This is a genomic window from Rhodococcus sp. P4_B6, assembly GCF_056402215.1.
Genome location: NZ_JBFUHV010000090.1, coordinates 1 through 24,631 on the forward strand (window position 1 = coordinate 1; position 24,631 = coordinate 24,631).

Sequence of the window (24,631 nt, forward strand, 5' to 3'; positions counted from 1 at the left end):
CGACTACGGCGGTGCCGAAGGATCTGCGGAACAACGAGCCCATGACATACCCCACATTTCAGCGACGGGTCGACGGCATCACTATGCCAGAGCGTCGATAAAGATCCGCCCCTTTCCCGGTACCGAACAGGTCTCTGACCGATACTTCGATTTACAGATACTTTTCCGTGACACACCCGCGCGTCACACGACGAGCGTCGGCGTCACGGACATCGAGGCGTCGGCGGACACGACCAGCGTGGCAAGGACATTCACGGCGGCGGTCAGTTCGGACACCGGCCGTGTGAACGGCATCCGCTGATGGTCGTCGAACAGATGGCCGGTGCCGAACCGCGGCCCCGGCGCCAGCAGCAGCCCCCGCGACCGCGCGGCCGCGACGAGGTCCGTCGAACTCGTATCGGCAGGCAGCCTGCACCACAGGGACAGTCCCCCGGCGGGCAGCACGTAACTCCACCCGGGCAACCGCTCGTCGACCGCCGCCGCGAGCGCGTCCCGCTGCACCCGGAGGTCGCGGCGGCGCTGCGCGACCAGTCGATCGTGCCAGGCGAACAGGCGCACGGCCGCAAGCTGATCCAGCACGGAGACCGACAGCTGCCTGCGGGCCATGATCTTGGCCAGCTGCGCGGTGCGGGCAGCCTCCGCACGCACCCAGCCGATGCGGATACCTCCCCACACGGTCTTGCTGAGGCTGCCGATCGCCACCGTCGCCGATTCCGGGACCGGGACACCGAACGGCTCCAGGTCGTCCGGACCGTCCAGCACGATGTCCGCCGCCACTTCGTCCACGACAGTCACCACTCCGTGGCGGGCGAGGGTCGCGGCCAGCCGCCGTCTGCCCTCCGGAGTTGCCCTGGCTCCCGAGGGATTGGAGAAGTCCGGCATCACGTACGCCACCGTGGGGGCACTCTGCCGGGCGGCCCGGTCCGCGTCGGCGACGAACGCGTCCGGGTCGGTCGCGTCGATCGGCACCGGAACGGGTCTGCCGCCGGCCGCCTGCACGGATTCGACCGCGCCGGGGTAGGTCGGGTGCTCGATCAGGACACGGTCGCCCGCCTCGACCAGTGCCTCGAACACCACCTCGGTGGCGTCACCCGCGCCCCCGGTGACGAGGATCTGGTCCGCGATGGTCGGGCGACCGCGGCGCGTGTAGCGGTCTGCTATCGCCGCCCGGAGTGTGGTCAGTCCGCCGGGGTGGTAGCCGTGCTGGGGCATGAAGCGGGGCAACTCGTCGACGGCGTCGAGGTACGCCTCCTTGAGTTCAGGAGCGGCCGCCGGTGCGGCGTTGACGAGGTCGATCACGCCGTCGACCGGCGCCCCGACCATGGTTCCCCAGGCGGGCGGACCCGACGGCATCGCCACGAATGTCCCCGATCCGTGCCGCGCCGACGCCCAACCGGCCTCTCGCAGTTCGCGATAGGCGGCGCTGACGGTCACCCGGCTGAGCCGGAGTTCCTCCGCGAGGGCCCGTTCGGCGGGCAGCCGGACTCCGACGGCCATGGACCCGTCGGCGACCCTCTCGCGCAGGGCGTCGGCGAGCCCGCGGTACAGGGGCTGCCCGCCGGCGGGCGCCGCACCGAGCAGCACCGCCAACTCGGCCGCGGAGACGGTTCGGACCGGTTCGCTACTCATACAGGCCACTTTTCCACAGAGGACTGGAAATCGCGGTCCACTTCCGGCCGACAATCGATTCATGTTGGTAATTGGAATCCTCTCGGCCCTCAGTCTGGCGTCGGTGGCCTGGCTCTGCGTCAGCACGGCGCAGGGCGGACGGTCCGGGCCGGCAGGCCCTCCGCGCAGCCACCTGCACAGCGACTGAGGGAGTGCGGCAGCATGAGGGAATGAACACTGCCGCGCCCGTTCACGCGATAGTCCTCGCCGGTGGACGAGCCACTCGGATGGGCGGCGTCGACAAACCGGCCGTCGTGGTCGGCGGACGCCGGATGCTCGACACCGCCCTCGACGCCGTCGACGACTGTGAGCGCATCGTCGTCGTGGGACCTCGCCGCGCCGACCTCGATTCGACGGTGCTCCAGACGCAGGAGACGCCGCCGGGCGCAGGCCCGGTCGCGGGGGTGGCCGCCGGGCTGGCCGTGCTCGACGCCGACCCGGCCGACCGGGTGATCCTGCTCGCGTCGGACCTGCCGTTCGCGGAACCGGCGATGGCCGAGGCCCTCGCCGCCGCCGTGCAGGACGCCGACACCGTGTTCGCGGTCGACGAGTCGGGACGCCTGCAGTTCCTGTTGTCCGCGTGGCGCGTCGGCGCGCTCACCGACCGGCTCCGCGCGCTCGGCTCCGCCGTGAACCAGCCCATGAAGGCCCTCGTTCCGGAATCGTTCGGAACGGTGCTCTTCCGCGGCGTCACCGACTGCGACACACCGGAGGACGTCGAGCGGGCCCGGAGCACGTCCGCGGCGGCGCCGGTCACCATCGCCGAGGCCCGCACCGCGATCCTGGCCGCGGTCCCCCCACTGCCACCGCGCGCCGCGGCGCTCGGCACGTCGCTCGGCGCCACGCTCGCCGAGCCGCTGCTCGCCGCCGACGCCCTGCCGCGTATCGCGGTGTCCGCCATGGACGGGTACGCCGTCGCGGGCGACGGTCCGTGGGTGCTGCGCGACGCCATCCGGTACGCCGGCAGCGACGAGGAACTCGAACTGGCAGAGGGCGAGGCGGCGCGGATCGCGACCGGTGCGCATCTGCCCAGCGGCGCCTCCACCGTCGTGCGGGACGAATTCGCCGTGACGACAGACACTTCCGAGGGGCCGCGACTGTCCCGCAGACACGGCGTTCCCGTGCGCGACGACGCGCGGCGTCGCGGTGAGGACTGGCACGAGGGGTACCGGCTCGCGGCGGAGGGAACGGCCGTCACGCCCGCGCTCGTCTCCGCGGCCGCGAGCGCGGAGGTGACCACCGCCGGGGTCCGCGGACCGGTCCGCGCGCACGTCGTGGTCACGGGCGACGAGATCCGGCGCGACGGCCCGCTGCGCCACGGGCAGACCCGGGATGCACTGGGACCCGTTCTCCCCCAGTTCCTCTCGTGGTGCGGCATCCACACGGTCGCCGACACGCACCTGCGGGACACGTCCGACAGCTTCGACGAGCTGTTCCGGGAAGTCCGCCGGCCCGACCTGATCGTGATCGTGGGGGCCACCGGCGGCGGCGCGGCCGACCAGCTGCGTGCGGCGCTCGACCGTGCGGACGCCCGGATCGTGGTGGGCAGGGTGCGGTGCCGCCCGGGCGGTTCGCAGGTGACCGCCCTGCTGCCCGACGGCCGGGTGGTCCTCGGGCTGCCCGGCAACCCGTACGCCGCGGTCGTGACACTGCTGACCACGGTTCCGTACATCGCGGCCGCGCTCACCGGTCGCACCCCGGCACCGATTCAGCTGGGGCGCATCGCGAATGCGTCCGAGGTCAGCGGCGACGCCACCCGCATCCTGCCCGCCGTCCCGCAACCGGACGGCACGTGGCGCGTGGACCCCGGAATCCGGACGGCGCATCTCGCGGGCCTGATCGACCGCGAGGCGCTGGCGCTGGTCCCGGCGGGGGCCGCCGACGGCGATCTCGCCGAACTGGTGCCCCTACCGCGCTGACCGGACGGTTCAGCGCTGGTACGACAGCGCGCGGACCGCGGCCGGGATTCCGCTGCGGTAGCGGTCCGCGACGAGATCGACGATCGCCGGATCGACGCCGAGCGGCTCGGCCACCCCGTCCGCACCGGCATCGGCGAGGCGGGCGTGGAACAGTCCGTGGGCCAGGAGGTACGACGCGACGAACACCCGCTTCTCGCCGCCGGCCCGCAATCCTTCGACCACGTCCGGGACGCGCGGCTGCGCGGTCGCGACGTAGCCGATCCGGACCCGCGACGCGACGAGTTCCGACAGCATCGCCGCGGCGCGCCGGACGTCGCGCAGCGCCCGCGGGTCGGACGAGCCTGCCGCGGCGAGCACGACCGCGTCGCCGGGCCGCCAGCCCGCGTCGACGAGACGCCGCAGCAGGACGTCCGCGAGAACGGGGTCCGGTCCCAGCGCCCGGGTCACGGCCACGGAGGGATGGCCGCTGTCGGCGACCTCCCGCGGAACGTCGGTGTGGACGTGGTAGCCCGACGCGAGGAACGCCGGCACCACGACAGCGGGCCCGGTGATGTCGCGGAGCACCTCGGCGGGTGACGGCCCGAGTACGTCCACGAAGGACACCCGGGTCGGTCCGACCTGCTCGGCGACGGCGTCGGCGAGCGCGGCGATCATTTCCACGCCTCGGGGACTCCGCGTTCCGTGTGCCACGAGTACCAGTGCTGTCTCGTTCATTGCTGTCCCTCCTCACGTGAATCGGCGCAGTCGACGGGATCGAGCGCGAGGCGGTATCCGCGCTTGACCACCGTCTGGACTGCCTTCGGTGCGCCCAGGGACGCGCGCAGTCTGGCCACCGCCGTCTCCACGGCGTGGGTGTCGCCGCCGCCGCCGGGCAGTGCCGCGAGCAGTTCGTCCCGGGGGACGACCCGGCCGGGCCGGGCGCCGAGCGTGCGCATCAGCGACATCGCGGCGGGCGGCAGCTGGCGCACCTCGCCGTCGACGACGACGCATCCGCCGCGGATGCTCAACTCGTGTCCGGCGGTGTGGATCTTGTTCGCCCGCCGCGGCAGCTCGTCGGCGATGTGCCGGGCGAGCGCACCCAGTCGCGAGCGTGCCGGCATCGTCGTGGGGACCTCGAGTTCGCGGAGCGGTCCGGCGGTGACCGGTCCGACGCAGGCCGCGAGAACCCGGTGCCGGAACGAGTGCAGCACCATCTCGATCATTCCGGTCTCCTTGGCGCGGGTCAGCAGCGAGGCCACCGCCGGTGCGCTGGTGAAGCTGACCGCGTCGAGACCGCCGGAGGCGATCAGTTCGATCATCCGGTCCATCGGGGCCTGGTCCTCGAGCGGCGTCCACCGGTAGACGGGGACTGCGATCACGTCGGCGCCCGCGCAGCGCAGCACCTCGCAGAAGTCCGCGACCGGCTCCCATTCCGTGGTGGCGCCGTGCAACTGGACCGCGATGCGCTTGCCTTCGACGCCCTCGCCGAGCAGGTGATCGAGCACTTCGGCCGACGACTCCGACGCGGGCGACCACTCCTCCCGCAGGTCCGCCGCCCGGATCGCGCCCTTCGCCTTGGGTCCGCGGGCCAGCAGGCGGCTCGCGGCCAGGGCCCGGCCCAGCTCCTCCGCTTCGCCCCAGCCGTCCGCCGCCTCCATCCAGCCGCGGAAACCGATCCCGGTGGTCGCGACGACGATCTCCGGCGGGTTGTCGATGATCTGGCGCGTGACGCGCTCGAGTTCCGTGTCGTCGGCCAACGGGATGATGCGGATGGCCGGAGCGTGCACCACGGTGGCACCGCGCCGCGTCAGCAGTGTGGCGAACTCTTCCGCACGCCGGGACGCCGTGATTCCGATCGTGAACCCGCACAGCGGCGCCGCGTCGTTCACGCGTGCGTGCTGTGGACCTGGACGACGCCGGCCCACACCCGCACGTCGTACACGGGCAGCCGCACCGACTCGTCGTCGAGGCAGCGACCGTCGACCAGCGAGAACACCTGCTTGAGCAGGGGCGACGCCACGGTGGGCTCTCCTGCCCGGTCACCCACGAGGCCGCGGGACATCACGGCCGCGCGCCCGAACGGGTCGATGTTGCCGACGGCGTGCAGGGACCCGTCCTCGAGAAGGAACAGTGCCACCTGCTCTCCGCCCCGCAGCAGCACCGCCACCCCGAGACCGGGGATCAGCTGGCTGAGCGGACACGCGGACGTCCATTCGAGACGGCCTGACTTGACGCTTTCGAACCTGGTTCCACTGGCACTGTGGACGTTCATGTCGACGACGGTCATCACAGTCCTCCTTCGGGCTGGTGTGTATCCGTGCTTGGATACATAGTTCGTGGTGGGTGTTTCCGCAGCGTTAAGCGGGGATTACTCCGATGTAGAAGCTGCGAATTTCGGCATTCCCATCAACACCGGGACCTTCCGGACACCCGTGTCGTCGAACGCGACGGTCGGATCGGCCTCGTCGGGCGCGTTGACGAACGAGACGAACCGCGACAGCTTCTCCGGGTCCTCGAGCACACCCGCCCACTCGTCCTTGTATCCCAGAACGTGCTTGGCCATGGCCGCCTCGAGATCGGCGGCGATGCCCAGGCTGTCCTCGCACACCACGGCCTTGAGGTGGTCGAGCCCGCCTTCGAGGGACTCGACCCACGGCGCGGTGCGCTGGAGCCGGTCCGCGGTGCGGATGTAGAACATCAGGTACCGGTCGATATACCGGATCAGGGTCTCGTCGTCGAGCCCGCCTGCGAGCAGCTGGGCGTGCTTCGGGGACTGGCCACCGTTGCCGCCGACGTACAGGTTCCAGCCGTTCTCGGTGGCGATGACGCCGACGTCCTTGCCGCGCGCCTCGGCGCATTCACGGGCACAGCCCGACACACCGAACTTGATCTTGTGCGGGGACCGCAGGCCGCGATACCGGTTCTCCAGGTCGACCGCCATACCCACGGAGTCCTGCACGCCGTACCGGCACCAGGTGGATCCGACGCAGCTCTTCACGGTGCGCAGCGACTTGCCGTACGCCTGGCCCGACTCCATGCCGGCGTCGACGAGGCGCTTCCAGATCGCGGGCAGCTGCTCGACGCGGGCGCCGAACAGGTCGATGCGCTGACCGCCGGTGACCTTCGTGTAGAGGCCGAAGTCGCGGGCCACCTCGCCGATGACGATGAGCTGTTCGGGCGTGCATTCGCCGCCGGGCATCCGCGGCACCACCGAGTAGGTGCCGTTCTTCTGGATGTTGGCCAGGAAGTGGTCGTTCGTGTCCTGCAGTCCCGCCTGGTTGCGGTGCAGAATGTGGTCCGAGTCGGTGGACGCCAGGATCGACGCGACGACGGGCTTGCAGATGTCGCAGCCCGAGCCCGTTCCGTACTTCGAGATCAGCGCGGAGAACGTGCGCGTGTCGGTGGCCTGCACGATCTCGAACAGCTCGGCACGGGACTGCTCGAAGTGCTCGCACAGCGCCTTCGACATCACCACTCCGGACGACGCGAGCAGCTGCTTGATGGTCGGCAGGCAGCCACCGCACGTGGTGCCGGCGTTGGTGCAGCTCTTGACCTGCGCGATGTCGCAGGCGCCGTCGGCGATGGCCCCGCAGATCGCGCCCTTGGTGACACCGTTGCAGGAGCACACCTCGGCGTCGTCGGGCAGGGATCCGGCGCCGGGCTTCTCCCCCGCGGGCGAGATGAGCGAGGCCGGATCGCCGGGCAGTTCGCGGCCGACGAGGGGACGCAGCGACGCGTACGCGGAGGCGTCACCGACGAGGATGCCGCCGAGCAGCGTCTTCGCGTCGTCGGACACGACGAGCTTGGCGTAGGTGCCCTTGGCGGCGTCGCTGAGAACCACCTCCAGCGCGCCGGGGGTCTGAGCGTGGGCGTCGCCGAAGCTGGCGACGTCCACACCCATCAGCTTGAGCTTGGTGGACAGGTCGGCGCCGGGGAACTCCGCCGCCCCGCCGAGCAACCGGTCCGCGACGATCTCCGCGGTGGTGTACCCGGGAGCGACGAGGCCGTAGCACCTGCCCTCCACCGCGGCGCACTCGCCGACCGCGTAGATGTTCTCGTCCGACGTGCGGCACCCGAGGTCGGTGATGATCCCACCGCGCTCACCGACCTCGAGTCCCGCGTCGCGGGCCAGCTGGTCCTGCGGCCGCACACCCGCGGAGAACACCAGCAGCGCGGCCTCGATCACCGAGCCGTCGGACAGTTCGACGCTGATCCCGTCCGGGCCCTCGGTGATGCCTGCGGTGCCGACACCCGCGTGGACGGTGAGACCCAGGTCGGTGACGAGGTTGGCGAGCAGCGCGCCGCCGCCCTCGTCGACCTGCAGCGGCATCAGCCGGGGAGCGAACTCGACCACGTGCGGGGTCATGCCCATCAATTTGAGGGCGTTCGCGGCCTCGAGTCCGAGCAGACCACCGCCGACCACGACACCGACGGCGCCGGGCCCGGCCGCGTCGGCACGCTTCCGGATGCCGTCCAGGTCGGCGAGCGTGCGGTAGACGAAGCACTCCGGCCGGTCGTGGCCGGGGATCGGCGGCACGAACGGATACGAACCGGTGGCCATCACGAGAGCGTCGTACCCGACGACCTCACCCGAATCGGTGGTGACCTTGCGGGCCTCCCGATCGATGGTCGCGGCCCGGCGGCCGATCCGGAGGTCGACGAGCGCGTCGTCCGGGTAGTCGTTACCCGCGAGCGCAAGCTCCTTGGGGTCCCACGCCCCCACGTAGGAGGACAGTCCCACCCGGTCGTACGCGGGGAGGGGCTCCTCGCAGAGCACCGTCACCGACCAGTCGTCCGACTCGTCGCGTGCACGCAACGCCTCGACGAATCGATGTCCGACCATTCCGTGTCCGATGACCACTGCTGACTTGCGGCTCATGCCGTCGCTCCTTCTAGCTGAATTACTCGAGTTCATGCGGTACTGCGGGAGGTCACGCCGAGACCGACACCTTTTCGTCGTCGCCGTCGGTGACGGTGAGCGCACGAGTGACGGACGGGCGGCGCAGGAAGACGAACCAGGTGACGAGGATGCAGGCGAGGTAGAAGGCGAGGAACACCCAGAACGCCATGGTCGCCGACTTCGCGGTGCCGCCGTAGGACGCGCGGAGCACCAGGTTGATTCCGACGCCGCCGAGGCCGCCGATGGCGCCGGCGAAGCCGATGAGGGCCCCGGACATCGCCCGCGACCACGCCGCCTTGGCGTCGCGGCTCAGTCCTTCGAGCCCCTGCGCCTTGGCCTCGAAGATCGACGGGATCATCTTGTAGACCGAGCCGTTGCCGATGCCTGCCAGCAGGATCAGGGTGATGAAGCCGACCACGAACGCCACCAGCACTCCGGCCGTGGCCGCGCCGGGCGTGCCGTCGTCGACGGTGCCCGCGGTCACCAGCACCGCGGCGGCGAGCGCCATGGCGACGAAGGTGTACAGCGTGATCTTGCCGCCGCCGATGCGGTCGGCGAGCTTGCCGCCCATCGGCCGGGCGATGGAGCCGAGCAGCGGTCCGATGAAGGCGATCTGCGCGGCGTGCAGGGCGGCCGCCGCGGGGGTGGCGCCACCGGCGAGGAAGTTGATCTGCAGCACCTGGCCGAACGCGAAGCTGAATCCGATGAACGATCCGAACGTGCCGATGTAGAGGAAGCTGATGACCCACGAGTCGGAGAACTTCAGCGCCTTGGCCATCGCCCGGAGATCGGACTTCTGGTTGCCGAGGTTGTCCATGAACAGGGCCGCGCCGACCGCGGCGACGGCGATGAAGACCAGGTAGACGGCGCACACGATCCAGGGGTCCGTGTTGCCCACGGTGGCGATCACGAGCAGACCGACCACCTGGATCACCGGGACACCGATGTTGCCGCCGCCCGCGTTGAGACCGAGTGCCCAGCCCTTGAGCCGCTGCGGGTAGAACGCGTTGATGTTGGTCATCGACGACGCGAAGTTTCCACCGCCGACGCCGGCGAGTGCCGCGACGAGGATGAACGTCGTGTACGACGCCCCCGGGTTCATCATCAGGTAGAGGGTGAACAGTGTCGGGACGAACAGGACGAGGGCGCTGAAGACGGTCCAGTTGCGGCCACCGAAGCGGGCCGTCGCGACCGTGTACGGGATCCGCAGGATCGAGCCGACGAGAGTGGGGACGGCGACGAGGAAGAACTTGCCCGCCGCGTCGATCCCGTAGATGTCGGTCGGCATGAACAGCACCATGACGGACCAGATCGACCAGACGGAGAAGCCGACGTGCTCAGCGACTACCGACCAGATCAGGTTCCGCTTGGCGATGTCCTTGCCGCCCGCCTCCCAGGCGTCGACGTCTTCCGCGTCCCAGTGCTCGATGTAGTGCTTCTTCACCCGGGCCTCCTCGTTGTGTGGGAGACCCAAAGGTAGAAAACCGGTGTTGCGGCGGTGCTGCGGTCGGTGACCGCAACGTCAACTGATCCTCACTTTTCAACTGGGGCGATGTGAGGTTTCCTGCATGTTTCCTAGACGTGTCGAAGAGCGTTCTCAGGCTCCTTTTCGACGTGCCAGCTGTCCTCGAGCATGCGCGGCTTGCACGCCTGGAACGCCGCTATGAGGAGGATCACCACGCCGAACGTCAGGAATCCGAACGACACGGTCCATCCGCCGGAGGCGTCGTGGAACACCCCGAACAGCAGCGGTCCGAGGCACGCGACGGCGTAGCCCACACCCTGGGTGAAACCGGACAGCGTCGCCGAGCCGAGGTGGCTGCGCGTGCGCAGATTGATGAGCGTCAGCGACATGGGGAACGTGCTCGGCCCGAGCCCCAGCAGCACGATCCACAGGATCGGTGCGCTCATCGGAGCGAACAGCAGTCCACTGAAGGCCACCAGGTAGCAGACCGCGCATCCGATCACGATCGGGAACGGATTGCGCATGCGGGCGCACAGCGTGGGGGCGCCGAACGCGGCGACGAGACCCATGAACGAGAACAGTCCCACCATGGCACCGCCGAACGCTTCGCTCGCCCCGGCGTCGGACAGGATGTCGGGAATCCAGGTGAACATCGAGTACGTGATCATCGACGTCATTCCGAACATGCCGGCCATCCCCCAGCCGACGGGCGAACGCCAGGCCTTCCCGTGCGGGCGTCCGGCCTGCACACCCGCGGGCGGTTCCGCCGCGACGACCACGGTGCGACGTCGTTCGCGGGTGAGCAGGAGGATCCACGGGAGCGCCGCGGCGAAGCCGAGGAGCGCCCAGACCCCGATCGAGAACCGCCAGCCGAACGCCTCGGCGAGCGGGACGGCCACGAAGGCGGGCACGATGGTGCCGATCTGCACCCCGACGATGTACACCGAACTCATCACGGCCAACCGGTCGGAGAAGTAGCGCTTGACCAGCGGCGGAATCACCACGTTGCCGATTCCCATGCCGGCCAGCGCGAGGGCCGACAGCGCCAGCAACGACCAGGTGTCGCTCATCAGCGCTCTCGTGAGCATGCCGACTCCGGCCATCACCATCGCCACGAGCGCGGTCCGTTCCAGGCCCCACCGCTTGGCGATGAGCGGCGTTCCCAGGCCGAACAGCGCGAACATCGCCGTGGGCACCATCCCGAACACTCCGACCACCGTGGGCGAGAATCCGATGTCCTCCCGGATCTGCGAGGCCAGCGGGGTGAACGAGGTGACCGCGAGCCTCAGGACGAGAGCCGACATGGCGATCGCGCAGAAGACGAGGAGGCGGCCGCGTAGAAGAGTCACGAGAGAAATCATAGGATGACAGGATGACCTTTGGAAAACCCGTACGTCGCTCGAGTCTCATCTCACAGGTGACCGAGCAGCTACGCGACGAGATCTGCAGTGGCCGGTGGGCGGTGGGCGCGAAGATCCCCACCGAGACCGCGCTGTCCGAACTCACCGGAACGGGACGCAACACCGTCCGTGAGGCAGTGCAGGCCCTCGTCCACACCGGGCTGCTGGAACGGCGGCAGGGATCGGGCACGTACGTCGTCGCCACCTCGGATGTCGGCGGCACACTCGGCAAATACTTCGCAGGCGCGCACGAGCGCGACGTCACGGAACTGCGGCAGGCGCTCGACGTCACCGCCGCCGCGCTCGCCGCCCGGCGACGCACCCCGGACGACATCACACGACTGCAGAGCCTGCTCGACGAGCGGTTCCGATGCTGGGCCGAGTCCGACACCGAGGCCGCCGTCGAGGCCGACGTCACCCTGCACCGCGCGATCGTCGAGGCGAGCCACAACGCCGTGTACCTCGAGTTCTACGACTCGCTGCTGCCGTCGATCGCCCAGACCGTCGACCGGCACGTGCACGCGACGGGGGCGGGATTCCACGACGAGCACCGGCACCTGATCCAGGCGATCGTCGACGGCGACGAGACCGCGGCGACCACCGCCGCCCGCGACCTGTTCGCCGAGCTGCTCACCACCTAGAGCAGGAGGCGCACCACGTCGGCGGTACGGGCGAGTCCGGGGAACGCCTCCGCGGTCGACCGCGGGTGCAGCACGTGGACGGCGAGCCGGAACAGCACCGCCCGCAGCAGCATCTGCGGCCACTCGGGCAGGTCTTCCCACCGCCCGATGAGGGCCTCGTCGGCCCCGCCCCAGGAGATGGCGTCCACCACCGCCACGGCCGCCGCCCAAGACGCGGGGCGCCAGTACGGCGTGATGTCGGTGATCCCCGGCGCGAGCGCACCGGCGAACAGGACGGTGCCGAACAGGTCGCCGTGGACGAGCTGATCCGGGCACGTGACGGGTTTGCGCAATGTCGCCAGCCCGGTGATCAGCTCGAGACTCTTGCGACCGTCCGGCGACGGGGTCTCGAGCTGTTCGGCGCCCTTCGCGCTGCGCAACGGGATCTTCTCCCAGGCCGCCCGGTCCGCCGCGACGAACACGTCGACCTCCGCCCACGGCGCGACCGGGGGCTGCACCAGGAACCGGGGACGGTCGAGTTGCGAGGTGGCGGCGTGCAGTCGCCCCGACATCGACACGACCTCGTCGTGACGCGGTTCGGGTGTGCCCTCGATGAACGTGTCGGCGCGCCACCCGGACACCACGTACCTGCCGTCGGTGGATCGCACGGGACGGGCGAGCCGAACGCCTTCCACCTCGAGCGTCTCGCGGACCTTGGCGGACCACGCGGCGCGCGCGTGGTCGGCGACGGCTGACAGGACTACGTCTCCACAGAGCCACCCGCCGTCCCAGTCCGCACCGAGTGGGATGGGCTCGACTTCCCGGAGGCCGAACGTGGAGCACACGTGCTGAGGGGGTTGGCCGGTGCTCACGTACTCAACGCTACCGCCGGGTGGGCCGGTGACAGCGCAAGGCGCGCTGGCCCGAAGACGTCAATCACGCCGCGACCGGGCCGGCAGACAGGCAGTGGTCAGTAGACGGGCAGGCTCGTGTCCACCTGCTTCGCCCACGCGATCACGCCGCCCTGCAGATGGGTGGCGTCGGAGAAGCCGGCCTTCTTCAGCGCTGCCAGCGCCTCCGCCGACCGGACGCCGGTCTTGCAGTGCAGCACGATCGGCTTGTTCTGCGGAAGCTCCGACAGCGCCTCCCCCGACAGGATGCGGTCCTTGGGGATCAGCACCGCACCGGGCAGGTGGACGATGTCCCATTCGACGGGCTCGCGCACGTCGACGAGTTCGATCTCCTTGCCGGAGTCGAGGAGGTCGCGCAGCTCCGTGGCCGTGATCGTCGAACCGGCCGCCGCGGCCTGCCCCTCGTCGGACACCACCCCGCAGAACGCGTCGTAGTCGATCAGTTCGGTGACCGGAGTCCGCGCCGGATCCCGGCGCAACGCGATGGTGCGGTACGTCATGTCGAGCGCGTCGTAGACCATCAGCCGTCCGAGCAGCGATTCGCCGATGCCGGTGATCAGCTTGACCGCCTCGGTGGCCATGATCGAGCCGATCGACGCGCAGAGCACACCGAGCACGCCGCCCTCGGCGCAGGACGGCACCATGCCCGGCGGCGGCGCCTCCGGGTACAGGTCGCGGTAGTTGAGTCCGCGGCCGTTCGGCGCGTCCTCCCAGAACACGGACGCCTGGCCTTCGAAGCGGTAGATCGAGCCCCACACGTACGGCTTGTGCGCGAGGACGGCGGCGTCGTTGACGAGGTACCGGGTGGCGAAGTTGTCGGTGCCGTCGAGGATCAGGTCGTACTGCTCGAACAGTTCGACGGCGTTGTCGGGCTCGAGCCGGAACTCGTGCAACCGGACGTCGACGTTGTCGTTGATCTCGCGGATCGAGTCGCGCGCGCTCTCGCCCTTCGGACGGCCCACGTCGGAGCGTCCGTGGATCACCTGGCGTTGCAGGTTCGACATGTCGACCTCGTCGAACTCGACGATGCCGAGGGTCCCGACCCCCGCGGCCGCGAGGTACAGCAGGGCCGGTGAGCCGAGGCCACCCGCCCCGATGACGAGGACCTTCGCGTTCTTCAGGCGCTTCTGGCCGGCCATGCCGACGTCGGGGATGATCAGGTGCCTGCTGTACCGCGCCACCTCGTCGCGGGAAAGTTCGGCGTCCGGTTCCACCAGCGGCGGCAGCGCCTCGGTGGTCTTCACAGAACGGTCAAGCGACACGGCCCACTCCTGACGATTGCGCGACGGCTTCCGATGTGTCGGACAGCATTGACTTCAACGCCCCGACAGGGTCCATTCTTCCCCTCCTGCCCGCAGTCGCGCGGGACCGGTCCAGACTCATGCCCGCGGGAAGGGCCAGGGATTGAAATGGCAGGTCAGCCCGTTCATCGGCACGATGCCCTCGGGGTCGAGCTGGGCGATGTCGTTGTTGGCCGTCCCGAACGTCTGCTGCATCATCACCGGCGCGAGGCCGCCTTCGGTCTCGCACGGCTGGTGGTCCTGGTAGCCGATGGCGTGCCCGACCTCGTGGTTGATCTGGTACTGCCGGTACGACCCGATGTCGCCCTGGAACGCGATGGCGCCGCGCACCCAGCGCGGCTCGTTGAGGACGACGCGGTCGATGCCCGGGTTGTAACAGGACACTTCCAACTGGATGTCGTAGCCACACGCCTCGCGAATGGTCATCTGCGACGTCAGCGACACCCGGAAGTCGGGATCCCCCTGGTCGACGCGGCGAAAGGCGAACCGCGGGTCCTTCGTCCAGCTCTTCGGATTCGACAGCGTCTGGTCGACCATCCGGCCGAACGACTCGTCGCCGCCGAATCCGGACGTGTCGACGCCGTCCTCGATCTCGACGCTGTACGTGAATTCACGTTCGGTGCCCTGCCCGACCTTGGCCCCGTTGCCGGGAACCACGTGCCAGGTGCCGGCGCCCACCGCCGTGAACGGACCACCTTCGGGCAACGCGCCCGAGGGAAGTTCGGCGGCGAAGTTTCCGTCGGCCTCCGGCGGGACCCCGATGACGCTGGAACCGTCGGTGTCGCGGGACAGAGTGCCGAATCCGGGGGAATCGGTCTCCGCCGTCGTCTCGCCGCCGCCGGTGTCCCGGACCGCGTCGACCACGACGAGCACGGTGACCACCAGGAGGATCGGGATCGCGTACGCCCGCCAACCGTAGGTGGAGACGAACCGGCCGATGCGGCTCTGCTTCCGGGCCTGCCGCTCGGGGCGCGGGTTGCGGGGACGGCCCACCTCGCGGCTCGTCGGGTCCCATTGCGCGCGGAGCGGTTGATGCGACTGCGACTGCGGTGCCGACTGCGAAGCGCGGGGACCGACGTCACGCTGGTCGATGCTTCGCGATCGTCGCTCCCCGTCCTCGGAGCTCTGGGGAGCCCGGCCGCGAACACGCGGTCCTCCTCGGTCAGTCACGCAGCCCAGAATCTCACAGTCCGGCACCGCCTCGTCCCAGTGCATCGTCCGCAGGTCATTCGGCGTGTCACGTGGATGCGGCCCGCAACGTCGCGGCTACCCGGGTCACCAGGTGCCCCGAACCCCTGCGGTATCCCAGTTACCGGACAGGCAATATCCTTGACCGGGCGAGTCCTGCGAGTCCACCATGAACGGTTCACTACGCGCGGGTATCGTTCACACAGTTACACAGAATGTGACGCGGAATACTTGTGCAGATTGGAAGCGCTATGACTGAACTCGCGGATCGGACGAACTCCGATCGCGATGCCAACACCGGAAAGGGCACCGGGGCCCGTCGCAGCACGCGACTCCCCCGCGACGCCCGGCGACTGCAGCTACTCGCCGCAGCCAGCGAGGTCTTCGTCACACGCGGATACCACGCTGCCGGTATGGACGAGATCGCCGAGTGCGCCGGTGTGAGCAAGCCCGTCCTCTACCAGCACTTCCCCGGCAAGCTCGAGCTGTACGTGGCCGTGCTGCAGAGCTATGTCGACAGCCTGATCTCGGGTGTCCGGCAGGCGCTGCGCTCGACCACCGACAACAAGCAGCGTGTCCGCGCCGCGGTGCAGGCGTTCTTCGACTTCGTCGACAACGACTCGCAGGGCTTCCGGCTCGTGTTCGAGTCCGACCTCATGGGTGAGCCGCAGGTGCAGAGCCGCGTCGAGCAGGCCACCGAGGCGTGCGTCGACGCCGTGTTCGACCTCGTCAGCCACGACTCCGGTCTCGACCCCTACCGGGCCCGCATCCTCGCCGTCGGCCTCGTCGGCGCCAGCCAGTTCACTGCGCGGTACTGGCTCGAGGCGGCGCGCCCGATCCCGAAGGAAGAAGCGGTCGACACGACGGTCACGCTCGCGTGGGGCGGTCTGTCCCGCGTGCCGCTGCATCCCGAACAGCGCTGACACCCACGAGAAAGGGCCCGACAGTCGATTCGACTGCGGGCCCTTTCTCGTGTGTTCACGTGGTCGGAGCGAATCCGACTGCGTTCACTTCGTCGGTGCGAATCCGACCTTGCGGATATCGGACGGGCCGATCTCCACGTAGGCGATCTTGCTGGACTGAATGAGGTACTTACGCCCCTTGTCGTCCTCCAGGGACAAGATCCCGTCGCCACCGGTGAGGGCGCCCGAGACCAATGTCTCGACCTCGTCCGGGGTCTGCTCGCTGCTGACGATGAGCTCACGCGGGCTGTCGATTACACCGATCTTGACCTCCACGGTCAACCTCCGAACTCTCCGAGAAACATCAGCTGTCCTGGCCAGGCTAATGCAGTGGCCGCCGCCGGTGCGCGTCTGTGGGCTGTGCCCTGAGCGAACACACAGACGGACCTGCCCCGACGACGGTGCCGCCTAGACCAGGCCCAGCACGGCCATGCGTTCGGCGTGCATCTCCTGCATGCGGTCGAACAGTGCGACGACGCCGTTGAGGTCGCCGGACGCGGAGATGACGAGTTCGGTCAGCGCCTCCCGCTGCGCCAGGACGAACTGCGCCTGGGTAATGGCCTCGCCGAGCAGTCGCCTGCCCCACAGCATGAGGCGGTCCTTGTCGCGGTTGCTGGCCTTGATCGCCTGCTGCACCTCATGGACGACGAACTCGGAGTGGCCGGTCTGCGAGAGCACCTCCTCGACGGTGCGCGACACCTCGGCGGGCAGCGAGTGCCCGATCTCGCGGTAGAAGTCCGCGGCGATCCCGTCACCGACGTATGCCTTCACCAGCGCCTCGAGCCACGTCGAGGGGGTGGTGGACGCGTGGTAGTTGTCGAGGGCGCGCACGAACGGATCCATTGCCTCGAAGATGTCGAAGCCGCGCGCGGTCAGCGCCTTCTCGAGCATCTCGAAGTGGCCCATCTCGGCGGCCGCCATGCTCGCGAGCGCCACCTTGCCCTGCAGGGTCCGCGCCATCTGCGCGTCCTCGGACAGCCGGTAGAACGCGGAGATCTCGCCGTACGCGAGGACCGCGAAGAGTTCACCGACGCCGGGGTGATCAGCGGGAATCGTGGAATCAGTGGATGCAGGGGTGTTGGGCTCCATGGCGCCACAGCCTAATGCGTCGAGCAGTGATGTTTGCCATGCGTAACCAGTTGTGGAGCGTTCTCCGGCTACAATGATGGTGGGCAACCGCTCGTCACCACGTTCGTCTCCGCAGAGAACGCGGTTCGAGTGATGATCGATCACGATCCGATCGGCGGTTCCCACCGATAATGTGCGCGCACCTGATCGACGGTCCCAGCCGCGCCTCGCCGAAATCTTCGATTTCTGCGCTGAGGCAGAGGCAGGATCGACTCGGAAGAGGACATCGACGAGCGTCGACTGGGAAATCGGGCCGACCAGCGGCCTGGCCCTTACCTCGTGCGTGCGTGCAGCTACGAGGAAGGCCAGACCCCTGAGCAAGATCACTGTCGACCATGAAGACGACGCCACCGAGACCACGCTGTCGGCGCAACTCGACTCCACACACGTCGCCCCCACTTTCGCCGAACTCGGAGTGCGTGACGAGATCGTCCGCGCTCTCGACGAGATCGGCATCGAGCGCACGTTCGCCATCCAGGAGCTGACGCTCCCCCTCGCCCTCGCCGGCGACGACCTGATCGGTCAGGCCCGCACGGGCATGGGCAAGACGTTCGGTTTCGGCGTCCCGCTGCTTCACCGCATCTCCTCCGGCACCACCGGGACGGCCGCGCTCGACGGCACTCCCCGCGCGCTGGTCATCGTCCCCACCCGCGAGCTGTGCATCCAGGTCACCAAGGACCTCGAGGGCGCCGCGAAGTACCTGAAGGGCGAGAAGAACAAGCCCCTCGAGGTCCTCGCCATCTACGGCGGCCGCCCGTACGAGACCCAGATCGCGACGCTCCAGAAGGGCGCCGACGTCGTCGTGGGCACCCCCGGCCGTCTGCTCGACCTCGCCAACCAGGGCCATCTGATCCTCGGCAAGGTGGAGGTGCTCGTTCTCGACGAGGCCGACGAAATGCTCGACCTCGGCTTCCTGCCCGACATCGAGCGCATCCTGAACATGGTGCCGGACAAGCGCCAGACGATGCTGTTCTCGGCGACCATGCCGGGCCCGATCATCACTCTCGCCCGCACGTTCCTCACCCAGCCGACGCACATCCGCGCCGAGCAGGCCGACGACTCGGCGGTCCACGACCGCACGAGCCAGCACATCTACCGGGCTCACGCGCTCGACAAGGCGGAGATGGTGGCCCGCGTGCTGCAGGCCGACGGCCGCGGAGCGACGATGATCTTCACCCGCACCAAGCGGACCGCGCAGAAGGTGTCCGACGAACTCGCCGAGCGCGGTTTCGCCGTCGGTTCCGTGCATGGCGACCTCAACCAGATTGCCCGCGAGAAGGCACTCAAGGCGTTCCGATCGGGCAAGATCGACGTGCTCGTCGCGACGGACGTCGCGGCCCGCGGTATCGACATCGACGACGTCACGCACGTCATCAACTACCAGTGCCCGGAGGACGAGAAGACGTATGTCCACCGGATCGGCCGCACCGGCCGCGCGGGGCGTACCGGCATCGCCGTGACGCTCGTGGACTGGGACGACATCCCCCGCTGGCAGCTCATCGACAAGGCTCTCGGCCTCGGTATCCCGGATCCGGTCGAGACGTACTCGAGCTCCCCGCACCTGTACGAGGAACTGTCGATCCCGGCCGAGGCGACCGGCACGATCAAGCGCCCCCGGGTCGAGAAGGCTGCGCCCGCACAGAGCGAGAACACCGACACCGAGCGGCGCGAGAACACCGACACCGACAACGGTGAGAAGGCCGAGCGCACGGAGCGTCCGGCACGCACCCGCACCCGTCGCCGCACCCGTGGTGGCCGTCCCGCGGACTCGGTGGGCCCCAAGTCGCCGGAGCCGACCGCACCCGAATCGGCAGCTGCGAGCACGGACGCCGACGGCGAGAATTCCAAGCCCCGCCGCCGCCGTCGCCGCCGGACCACGAAGGTCGGCGCCGCCGCGACGAACGCGGAGTAACCAACCACCGTGCTCGCACCTGAGCGGCGCTCACGCGCCGATCTCGTCGTCGCCGCCGGAATCGCCGTCGCGGTCGTGGTCGCCCTCACCGTCGTGTGGTTCCGCAGCGATGCCCGGGGCACCACCTCGGTCACCGCCGCCGAGCCGCCGCCTGCGCTCGTCACGGCCCTGACGGTCCCGGAAACACTGAGCCCGATCTGGGACTCCGTCAGTTCCGCCACAGCGCCCCTCGTCGTCGGTGGTGCTGTCGTCACCGCCGAGGGCGGCGACGTCGTGGGCCGGGACCGGATGTCGGGCGCCGAGCTGTGGCGGTACGAGCGTGATCTCGACCTGTGCGGTGTGACGGCGTCGTGGGAGAAGGTGGTGGCCGTGTACCGCGACGACCGCGGATGCTCTCAGGTCACCGAACTCGACGGCGGCACCGGTGAGCGTCTGGCGCAGCGGAACAGCGACGCCGATCCCGCGGTGACGCTGACGGCCGACGGAACCTATGTCGCGTCCCGCGGCGACCGCCGTCTCGAACTGTGGCGCTCCGACCTCGTGCGCACCGTCGAGTACGGGCGGGTGGACGCGCCGGTGAACCCCAAGAAGCAACCCCGCAGCGGATGCACGCTGATCGACGCCGGTTCGAGCAGCAGCAGGCTGTCCGTGCTCGAGCGCTGCCCCGGCGAGGTGGCCGATCGTCTGACGGTCATGAACCCCTCGCCCAAGGACAATCAGGAACCCGAGGAGTACGGGTCGAGCGTCCTGGCGGGTGTCGCCGCCGGCGTCGAGGGTGCGCGCATCCTCGGGGTGTCGGGCGAGACCACGGCCGTCTACCTGCCCGCGGGCAGGACGACCGGACCGCGGATCGGCCTGTTCGACGGCACCGGCAACGCCGTGTCCGAATACGCGCTCGCCCTGAAGATCGGACCGGATCCGGTCACGTCCGCGAGCAGTTCGGTGGTCACCTGGTGGACCGGTTCGGATGTCGTCTCGTTCGGCGCGTCCGATCTCGTTCCCCGCTGGACCTTCCCGGGCGCTCTCGGCCCCGGCGCCGTGATGGCCGGAAACCTGCTGGTTCCGGTGGAATCCGGGATCGCCGTGCTCGATCTGTCGAACGGCGCGTTGCTGCGCACGATCCCGGTCGCGCGGGACACCACGACCGGGCCGATCACCACGACGGTGGCCGGCGACGTCGTGCTCGAACAGCGCGGTGACGGTGTGGTGGCGCTGCGCTGAGGTCGCCGCTCAGGCGGGTTCGGCGAACACCACGAGGTAGCCGTCGAGATCGCGGAGCCAGATCTCGCGATGTCCCGCATTGGGATTGACGTGCACGTCCGTGACCACGTCGACTCCCGCCTCCCGCGCCCGCGCGACGGTGCCGTCGAAGTCGGTCGTCTCGAACCAGATCGCCACCCCGTTTCCGCGCGCGAGTGACGGATCGCCGAGGGGGCCGTGGTGGTGGCCTTCGTCGAGTCGGTGCAGTTGCAGGATCATGTGCCCGTCGACGAGGAGTTGCTCGTAGTCCTGCCCACCGTGACCGCTGCGTGCGTTCAGGACCTTCCGGTACCACTCGCCTGCCCGTTCGACGTCGTCGACGGCGAGGAGCGGCTGAGCCCGCATCGTCAGCGTGTTGTTGCGAGGTGTGTCCGAGACCGTCATGCGCCGAACGTTAGCGCCGGACGCTCCCCCGCTCTTGGACGAATGGGCACACCGTGCGCCCGTCAGCGGAAGGTGGCGCGGTATGCGGAGGGTGAGACGCCGACGGTGCGCGCGAGGTGTTGCCGCAAGGAGGTCGCGGTGCCGAATCCCGCGGCCCCGGCCACGTCGTCGACCGGCAGGTCGGTGTTCTCCAGCAGTTCACGGGCGCGGGTGATCCGCTGCTCGAGAATCCACTGCGTCGGCGACATCCCCGTCTCGGCGCGGAATCGACGGGTGAACGTGCGCACGCTCATCGACTCCCCCGCAGCCAGTTCCCGCAGCGACAGCGGCTGATCGAGGCGGGCCAGCGCCCGTGCCCGCGCGCCCGACGTCGACGCACCGTCGGCCTCCGGGACGGGCGCGGTGACGAACTGCGCCTGACCGCCGCTGCGATGAGGCGGCACGACCGTTCCCCTCGCCACCTCGTTGGCCACCGACGCACCGTGGTCGACACGAATCATGTACAGGCACAAATCGATTCCGGATGCGACACCGGCGGCGGTGAGCACGGTGCCGTCGTGGGTGTAGAGCACGCCGGGGTCGAGGTGCACGTCCGGGTAGAGCCTCCGGAACGCGTCCGCCGACTTCCAGTGCGTCGTGGCTCGCCGGTTCTCCAGCAGGCCGGCGGCGGCGAGAACGAACGATCCCGTGCAGATCGAGGCCACCCGGGTGCCCGGCCGGATGTGCGCGAAGGCGTCCGCCAGGTGGCGGGGCAGTCCGCCGTCCTCCGGCGGCTCGTAATCCTGATCGGACGCCGGTACCACGACCGTGTCGGCGGTGCCGAGCAGCGCCGGGCCGTGCTCGACCGACAGCGTCACGTCGGTGTCGGTCCGGACGATGCCGGGCTCGAGGGCGCACGTGAGGACCTCGTACAGCGGTTCGCCGTCCCGCGATCGCGCTTCGCCGAACAGTCGGTGGACGATTCCGAATTCAATGGGAAGCAGGCCGTCGCGCACGAACACGACGACGCGGTGGCGGCGCGCCGGCCGTTCGCCGCTCGATTCGGACATGGCCCGATTATTTCACACAGTGTCTCACCGGCCACTGGTGCGGCGACGTACGCCGATCCATGATCGGAAGGGTCGACGGCGACCGAGCGAAAGGTGGACTATGAAGATCCTCTGGGTGTCGGCACATCCCGAGCCGAAGTCCCTGAACGCGGCACTGCGCAGCGATGCCCTCGCGGCACTGCGCGGCGCCGGCCACGAGATCCGGACCTCCGACCTGTACGAGATGCGATGGAATCCGGTGGTGACGGCGGACGACTTCGCGCACGATCCGAGCGGCCGCCTCCTGGTGGGAGCGCGGTCCGGGCAGGCACTGACCGAGGGCACCCTGGCCCCCGACATCCTCGCCGAACAGCGCAAACTCGGGTGGGCCGACGCGGTGATCGTGCAGTTCCCGCTGTGGTGGTACGGCATGCCCGCGATCCTCAAGGGCTGGTTCGACCGGGTGTTCGTCGAGGGTTACGGATACGGGGTGCGCCGCGAGGACGGCTCCACCCGGCGGTACGGCGAGGGGACCCTCGCCGGCAAGCGGGCGATGACCGTCGTCAGTTTCGGCGGCAGCGCCGACAGCGCAGGCCCGCGCGGAATCAACGGCCAGATGGACGAGGTCCTGTTCCCCATCCACCACGGAATCTTCTGGTACACGGGGATGTCCGTGCTGCCCCCGGTCCTGATCGACAGCGCGGACCGGTTGCGCGCCGAGCACTACCCCGGCGTCGCGGCCCGCGTGATCGATCGCGTGTCCGGCCTGTTCACCGACGCGCCGTTGCCCTTCCGCTCACAGAACGGCGGCGACTACGACGAACGGTTCGTGCTGCGCGAGGACCGGGCACCCGGCGTCACGGGACTGCGCGCCCACTACGCCGACGCGGATTCCGCGGCGCACGGACCGGAGGCCGAAGTCCCCACCCGCTGCGCGGTGTAACGTGTTCTAATTCACGGCATGGCAACCTACGTGATCACCGGCGCGGCCTCGGGCATCGGGGCGGCGAGCCGCCACACCCTCGAGGCCGGCGGCCACACCGTCATCGGCGTCGACCTCGGCCACACCGATGTGACAGCCGACCTGTCGACCCCCGGCGGCCGGGCCGCGGCGGCGGCCGCAGTGACCGAAAGGAGCGGCGGCGTCGTGGACGGCCTCGTCTGCTGCGCCGGACTCGGATCGCTGTCCCACGTCCCGGGCGGCAAGCTGATCGCCGTCAACTATTTCGGGGCCGTGGAACTCGTGACGGCCCTGAAGCCCGTTCTCGAGCGCGCGGACGGCGCTTCGGTGGTAGTGATCTCGTCGAGCAGCACCACCACCCAGCCCGGAGTTCCCGAAAATCTGGTGACGGCGTGCCTGCGAGGTGACGAGGCGGAGGCGGTGCGCATCGGCGACGAGGTGACCGCCATTCCCGCGTATCCGGCGTCCAAGCTCGCGCTGGCCTGGTGGGTTCGGCGAGAAGCGGTGCGGCCCGAATGGATCGGCAGCGGAATTCGGCTCAACGCGATCGCCCCGGGCATGATCGACACGCCGATGACCAGCGGGGACGACCTCGACCCCGAACTGGCCAAGGCCCTGGACTTCTATCCGGTGCCGCTCGGCAGGCGCGGACGCCCGGACGAGATCGCGGCGCTCGTCGAATTCCTGCTCGGACCGGGGTCGACACTGTTCTGCGGAAGCGTCGTCTTCGCCGACGGGGGCACGGATGCCCAGCTACGCCAACAGGATTGGCCCGCCGCGTGGAATCCCACGCCGGAGGAACTTACTCGCCACTTCCAGGCGAGAACGTAGCGAGCTCGGATCCCGCCCAGTGCTTGGCGAGGTTCTCGGCCAGGTCCCGGTACGCCTGGGCGCCCTTGTTCTTGCGCCCCGCCAGGACCGTCGCACCCGACGCCGTCGCCTCCGCGAACCGCACCGTCCGCGGGATCGGCGGCGCGAGGACCGGCAGGTTGTAGCGGTCGGACACGTCGGACAGCACGTCCCGGCTGTGGGTGGTGCGCGCGTCGTACAGCGTCGGCAGCGCACCGAGCAGCACCAGGTCGGGGTTGGTGATCTGCTGCACCTCGGTGACCGTCCGCAGCAACTGCCCCACACCGCGGTGCGCGAGCGTCTCGCACTGCAGCGGAACCAGTACCGACTGCGCCGCCGTGAGCCCGTTGAGCGTGAGCACACCGAGCGACGGCGGACAGTCGATGATGACCGTGTCGTAGTCGTCCAGCAGCGGCGCCAGAGCGCGCTTGAGGGCGAACTCACGACCCGGACGCATGAGCAGCAACGCTTCCGCGCCCGCGAGGTCGATCGTCGCGGGCAGGAGCGCGACACCGTCCTCGGTGTCGATCACCGCTTCGCGCGCCCCCAGGTCACCCGTCAGCACCTCGTGGACGGAGGCGTCCAGGCGGTCCGGGTTGTGCCCCAGGGAGAAGGTCAGGCACCCCTGCGGGTCGAGATCCACCACCAGAACCTTCTGGCCCAGCCCGACGAGAGCTGCGCCGAGTGAGGCGACCGTGGTGGTCTTCGCGACCCCACCCTTCTGATTTGCCACTGCAAGAACCGTTGTCACGGCTCGATCCTTACCTACTTCGTCGCCGGAGGCGAGCCATACACG

The 24,631-nt window shown here is 69.4% G+C and carries 23 protein-coding genes; 8 read left to right on the top strand and 15 right to left on the bottom strand.

Going from position 1 to position 24,631, the window contains the following annotated elements:
* Positions 1 to 183 precede the first annotated feature (183 nt).
* Positions 184 to 1,629, bottom strand: coding sequence for a MocR-like transcription factor YczR (yczR, locus tag AC1DWT_RS31455; protein ID WP_072937664.1), 1,446 nt, complete (start codon positions 1,627 to 1,629; stop codon positions 184 to 186).
* A gap of 61 nt (positions 1,630 to 1,690) precedes the next feature.
* Here yczR and AC1DWT_RS31460 point away from each other — a divergent pair, with 61 nt between their 5' ends.
* Both AC1DWT_RS31460 and AC1DWT_RS31465 read left to right on the top strand, forming a co-directional pair.
* A complete protein-coding gene (locus AC1DWT_RS31460) occupies positions 1,691 to 1,816 on the top strand; it encodes a hypothetical protein (protein ID WP_255314956.1) in 126 nt (41 codons plus the stop codon).
* Between the two features lie 22 nt (positions 1,817 to 1,838).
* Positions 1,839 to 3,587 (top strand): NTP transferase domain-containing protein, encoded by a 1,749-nt coding sequence (locus AC1DWT_RS31465; protein ID WP_477923662.1) that lies wholly within the window; start codon positions 1,839 to 1,841, stop codon positions 3,585 to 3,587.
* 9 nt (positions 3,588 to 3,596) lie between these two features.
* Here AC1DWT_RS31465 and AC1DWT_RS31470 read toward each other — a convergent pair whose 3' ends face one another.
* The 6 genes from AC1DWT_RS31470 to AC1DWT_RS31495 all read right to left on the bottom strand — a co-directional run bounded on the left by AC1DWT_RS31470 (position 3,597) and on the right by AC1DWT_RS31495 (position 11,292).
* Entirely contained in the window at positions 3,597 to 4,301 is a 705-nt protein-coding gene (locus tag AC1DWT_RS31470; protein ID WP_072937662.1) for a sirohydrochlorin chelatase, read from the bottom strand.
* Positions 4,298 to 5,455, bottom strand: coding sequence for a uroporphyrinogen-III synthase (locus AC1DWT_RS31475; protein ID WP_072937661.1), 1,158 nt, complete (start codon positions 5,453 to 5,455; stop codon positions 4,298 to 4,300). Before AC1DWT_RS31475 ends, AC1DWT_RS31470 begins: the two co-directional genes overlap by 4 nt.
* Positions 5,452 to 5,853 carry a nitrite reductase small subunit NirD gene (gene nirD, locus AC1DWT_RS31480; protein ID WP_043825757.1) on the bottom strand — a complete coding sequence of 134 codons (402 nt, stop codon included), beginning with the start codon at positions 5,851 to 5,853 and terminating at the stop codon, positions 5,452 to 5,454. The genes AC1DWT_RS31475 and nirD overlap by 4 nt, the downstream gene beginning before the upstream one ends.
* 81 nt (positions 5,854 to 5,934) lie before the next feature.
* Entirely contained in the window at positions 5,935 to 8,445 is a 2,511-nt protein-coding gene (gene nirB / locus AC1DWT_RS31485) for a nitrite reductase large subunit NirB (RefSeq protein WP_072937660.1), read from the bottom strand.
* 52 nt (positions 8,446 to 8,497) lie between these two features.
* Complete coding sequence (locus AC1DWT_RS31490; RefSeq protein ID WP_072937659.1) at positions 8,498 to 9,910, bottom strand: MFS transporter; 1,413 nt, start codon at positions 9,908 to 9,910, stop codon at positions 8,498 to 8,500.
* 131 nt (positions 9,911 to 10,041) lie between these two features.
* Complete coding sequence (locus AC1DWT_RS31495) at positions 10,042 to 11,292, bottom strand: CynX/NimT family MFS transporter (RefSeq protein ID WP_477923665.1); 1,251 nt, start codon at positions 11,290 to 11,292, stop codon at positions 10,042 to 10,044.
* Between the two features lie 11 nt (positions 11,293 to 11,303).
* Between AC1DWT_RS31495 and AC1DWT_RS31500 the strand changes: the two genes are divergently transcribed.
* A complete protein-coding gene (locus tag AC1DWT_RS31500) occupies positions 11,304 to 11,972 on the top strand; it encodes a FadR/GntR family transcriptional regulator (RefSeq protein ID WP_477923667.1) in 669 nt (222 codons plus the stop codon).
* Here AC1DWT_RS31500 and AC1DWT_RS31505 read toward each other — a convergent pair.
* The 3 genes from AC1DWT_RS31505 to AC1DWT_RS31515 form a co-directional block, all read right to left on the bottom strand.
* A complete protein-coding gene (locus AC1DWT_RS31505) occupies positions 11,969 to 12,823 on the bottom strand; it encodes a TIGR02569 family protein (protein ID WP_072937656.1) in 855 nt (284 codons plus the stop codon). The two genes, AC1DWT_RS31500 and AC1DWT_RS31505, sit on opposite strands and share 4 nt — an antisense overlap.
* 98 nt (positions 12,824 to 12,921) lie before the next feature.
* On the bottom strand, positions 12,922 to 14,106 hold the full coding sequence (gene moeZ, locus AC1DWT_RS31510; RefSeq protein ID WP_072937655.1) for an adenylyltransferase/sulfurtransferase MoeZ: 1,185 nt from the start codon (positions 14,104 to 14,106) through the stop codon (positions 12,922 to 12,924).
* 135 nt (positions 14,107 to 14,241) lie between these two features.
* Positions 14,242 to 15,378 carry a DUF3152 domain-containing protein gene (locus tag AC1DWT_RS31515; RefSeq protein WP_083395562.1) on the bottom strand — a complete coding sequence of 379 codons (1,137 nt, stop codon included), beginning with the start codon at positions 15,376 to 15,378 and terminating at the stop codon, positions 14,242 to 14,244.
* A gap of 224 nt (positions 15,379 to 15,602) precedes the next feature.
* Between AC1DWT_RS31515 and AC1DWT_RS31520 the strand changes: the two genes are divergently transcribed.
* The gene (locus AC1DWT_RS31520) at positions 15,603 to 16,274 is read left to right on the top strand and encodes an HTH-type transcriptional activator FasR (RefSeq protein ID WP_015890120.1); all 672 of its coding nucleotides are present in this window, start codon (positions 15,603 to 15,605) and stop codon (positions 16,272 to 16,274) included.
* Between the two features lie 84 nt (positions 16,275 to 16,358).
* Here the strand turns inward: AC1DWT_RS31520 and AC1DWT_RS31525 are convergent, their stop codons facing one another.
* Together AC1DWT_RS31525 and AC1DWT_RS31530 are read right to left on the bottom strand one after the other, a co-directional pair.
* Positions 16,359 to 16,589, bottom strand: a complete 231-nt coding sequence (locus AC1DWT_RS31525) for a DUF3107 domain-containing protein (protein ID WP_015890119.1) — start codon at positions 16,587 to 16,589, stop codon at positions 16,359 to 16,361.
* Positions 16,590 to 16,721: 132 nt separating this feature from the next.
* The gene (locus tag AC1DWT_RS31530; protein ID WP_015890118.1) at positions 16,722 to 17,402 is read right to left on the bottom strand and encodes a ferritin-like fold-containing protein; all 681 of its coding nucleotides are present in this window, start codon (positions 17,400 to 17,402) and stop codon (positions 16,722 to 16,724) included.
* 322 nt (positions 17,403 to 17,724) lie between these two features.
* Here AC1DWT_RS31530 and AC1DWT_RS31535 point away from each other — a divergent pair, with 322 nt between their 5' ends.
* Both AC1DWT_RS31535 and AC1DWT_RS31540 read left to right on the top strand, forming a co-directional pair.
* Complete coding sequence (locus AC1DWT_RS31535; RefSeq protein WP_095860841.1) at positions 17,725 to 19,353, top strand: DEAD/DEAH box helicase; 1,629 nt, start codon at positions 17,725 to 17,727, stop codon at positions 19,351 to 19,353.
* Positions 19,354 to 19,362: 9 nt separating this feature from the next.
* Positions 19,363 to 20,574 (top strand): Rv3212 family protein, encoded by a 1,212-nt coding sequence (locus tag AC1DWT_RS31540; RefSeq protein WP_477923671.1) that lies wholly within the window; start codon positions 19,363 to 19,365, stop codon positions 20,572 to 20,574.
* 9 nt (positions 20,575 to 20,583) lie between these two features.
* On the opposite strand, the gene AC1DWT_RS31545 is transcribed toward AC1DWT_RS31540, so the two are convergent.
* Together AC1DWT_RS31545 and AC1DWT_RS31550 are read right to left on the bottom strand one after the other, a co-directional pair.
* On the bottom strand, positions 20,584 to 20,997 hold the full coding sequence (locus tag AC1DWT_RS31545) for a VOC family protein (protein WP_072937652.1): 414 nt from the start codon (positions 20,995 to 20,997) through the stop codon (positions 20,584 to 20,586).
* Positions 20,998 to 21,059: 62 nt separating this feature from the next.
* Entirely contained in the window at positions 21,060 to 22,046 is a 987-nt protein-coding gene (locus tag AC1DWT_RS31550; RefSeq protein WP_072937651.1) for a GlxA family transcriptional regulator, read from the bottom strand.
* A 100-nt stretch (positions 22,047 to 22,146) separates the two neighbouring features.
* Between AC1DWT_RS31550 and AC1DWT_RS31555 the strand changes: the two genes are divergently transcribed.
* Both AC1DWT_RS31555 and AC1DWT_RS31560 read left to right on the top strand, forming a co-directional pair.
* On the top strand, positions 22,147 to 22,968 hold the full coding sequence (locus AC1DWT_RS31555; protein ID WP_477923674.1) for an NAD(P)H-dependent oxidoreductase: 822 nt from the start codon (positions 22,147 to 22,149) through the stop codon (positions 22,966 to 22,968).
* An 18-nt stretch (positions 22,969 to 22,986) separates the two neighbouring features.
* Positions 22,987 to 23,817, top strand: coding sequence for an SDR family oxidoreductase (locus tag AC1DWT_RS31560; RefSeq protein WP_477923676.1), 831 nt, complete (start codon positions 22,987 to 22,989; stop codon positions 23,815 to 23,817).
* Here the strand turns inward: AC1DWT_RS31560 and AC1DWT_RS31565 are convergent.
* On the bottom strand, positions 23,789 to 24,586 hold the full coding sequence (locus tag AC1DWT_RS31565; protein ID WP_072937648.1) for a ParA family protein: 798 nt from the start codon (positions 24,584 to 24,586) through the stop codon (positions 23,789 to 23,791). The genes AC1DWT_RS31560 and AC1DWT_RS31565 overlap by 29 nt on opposite strands.
* Positions 24,587 to 24,631 lie beyond the last annotated feature (45 nt).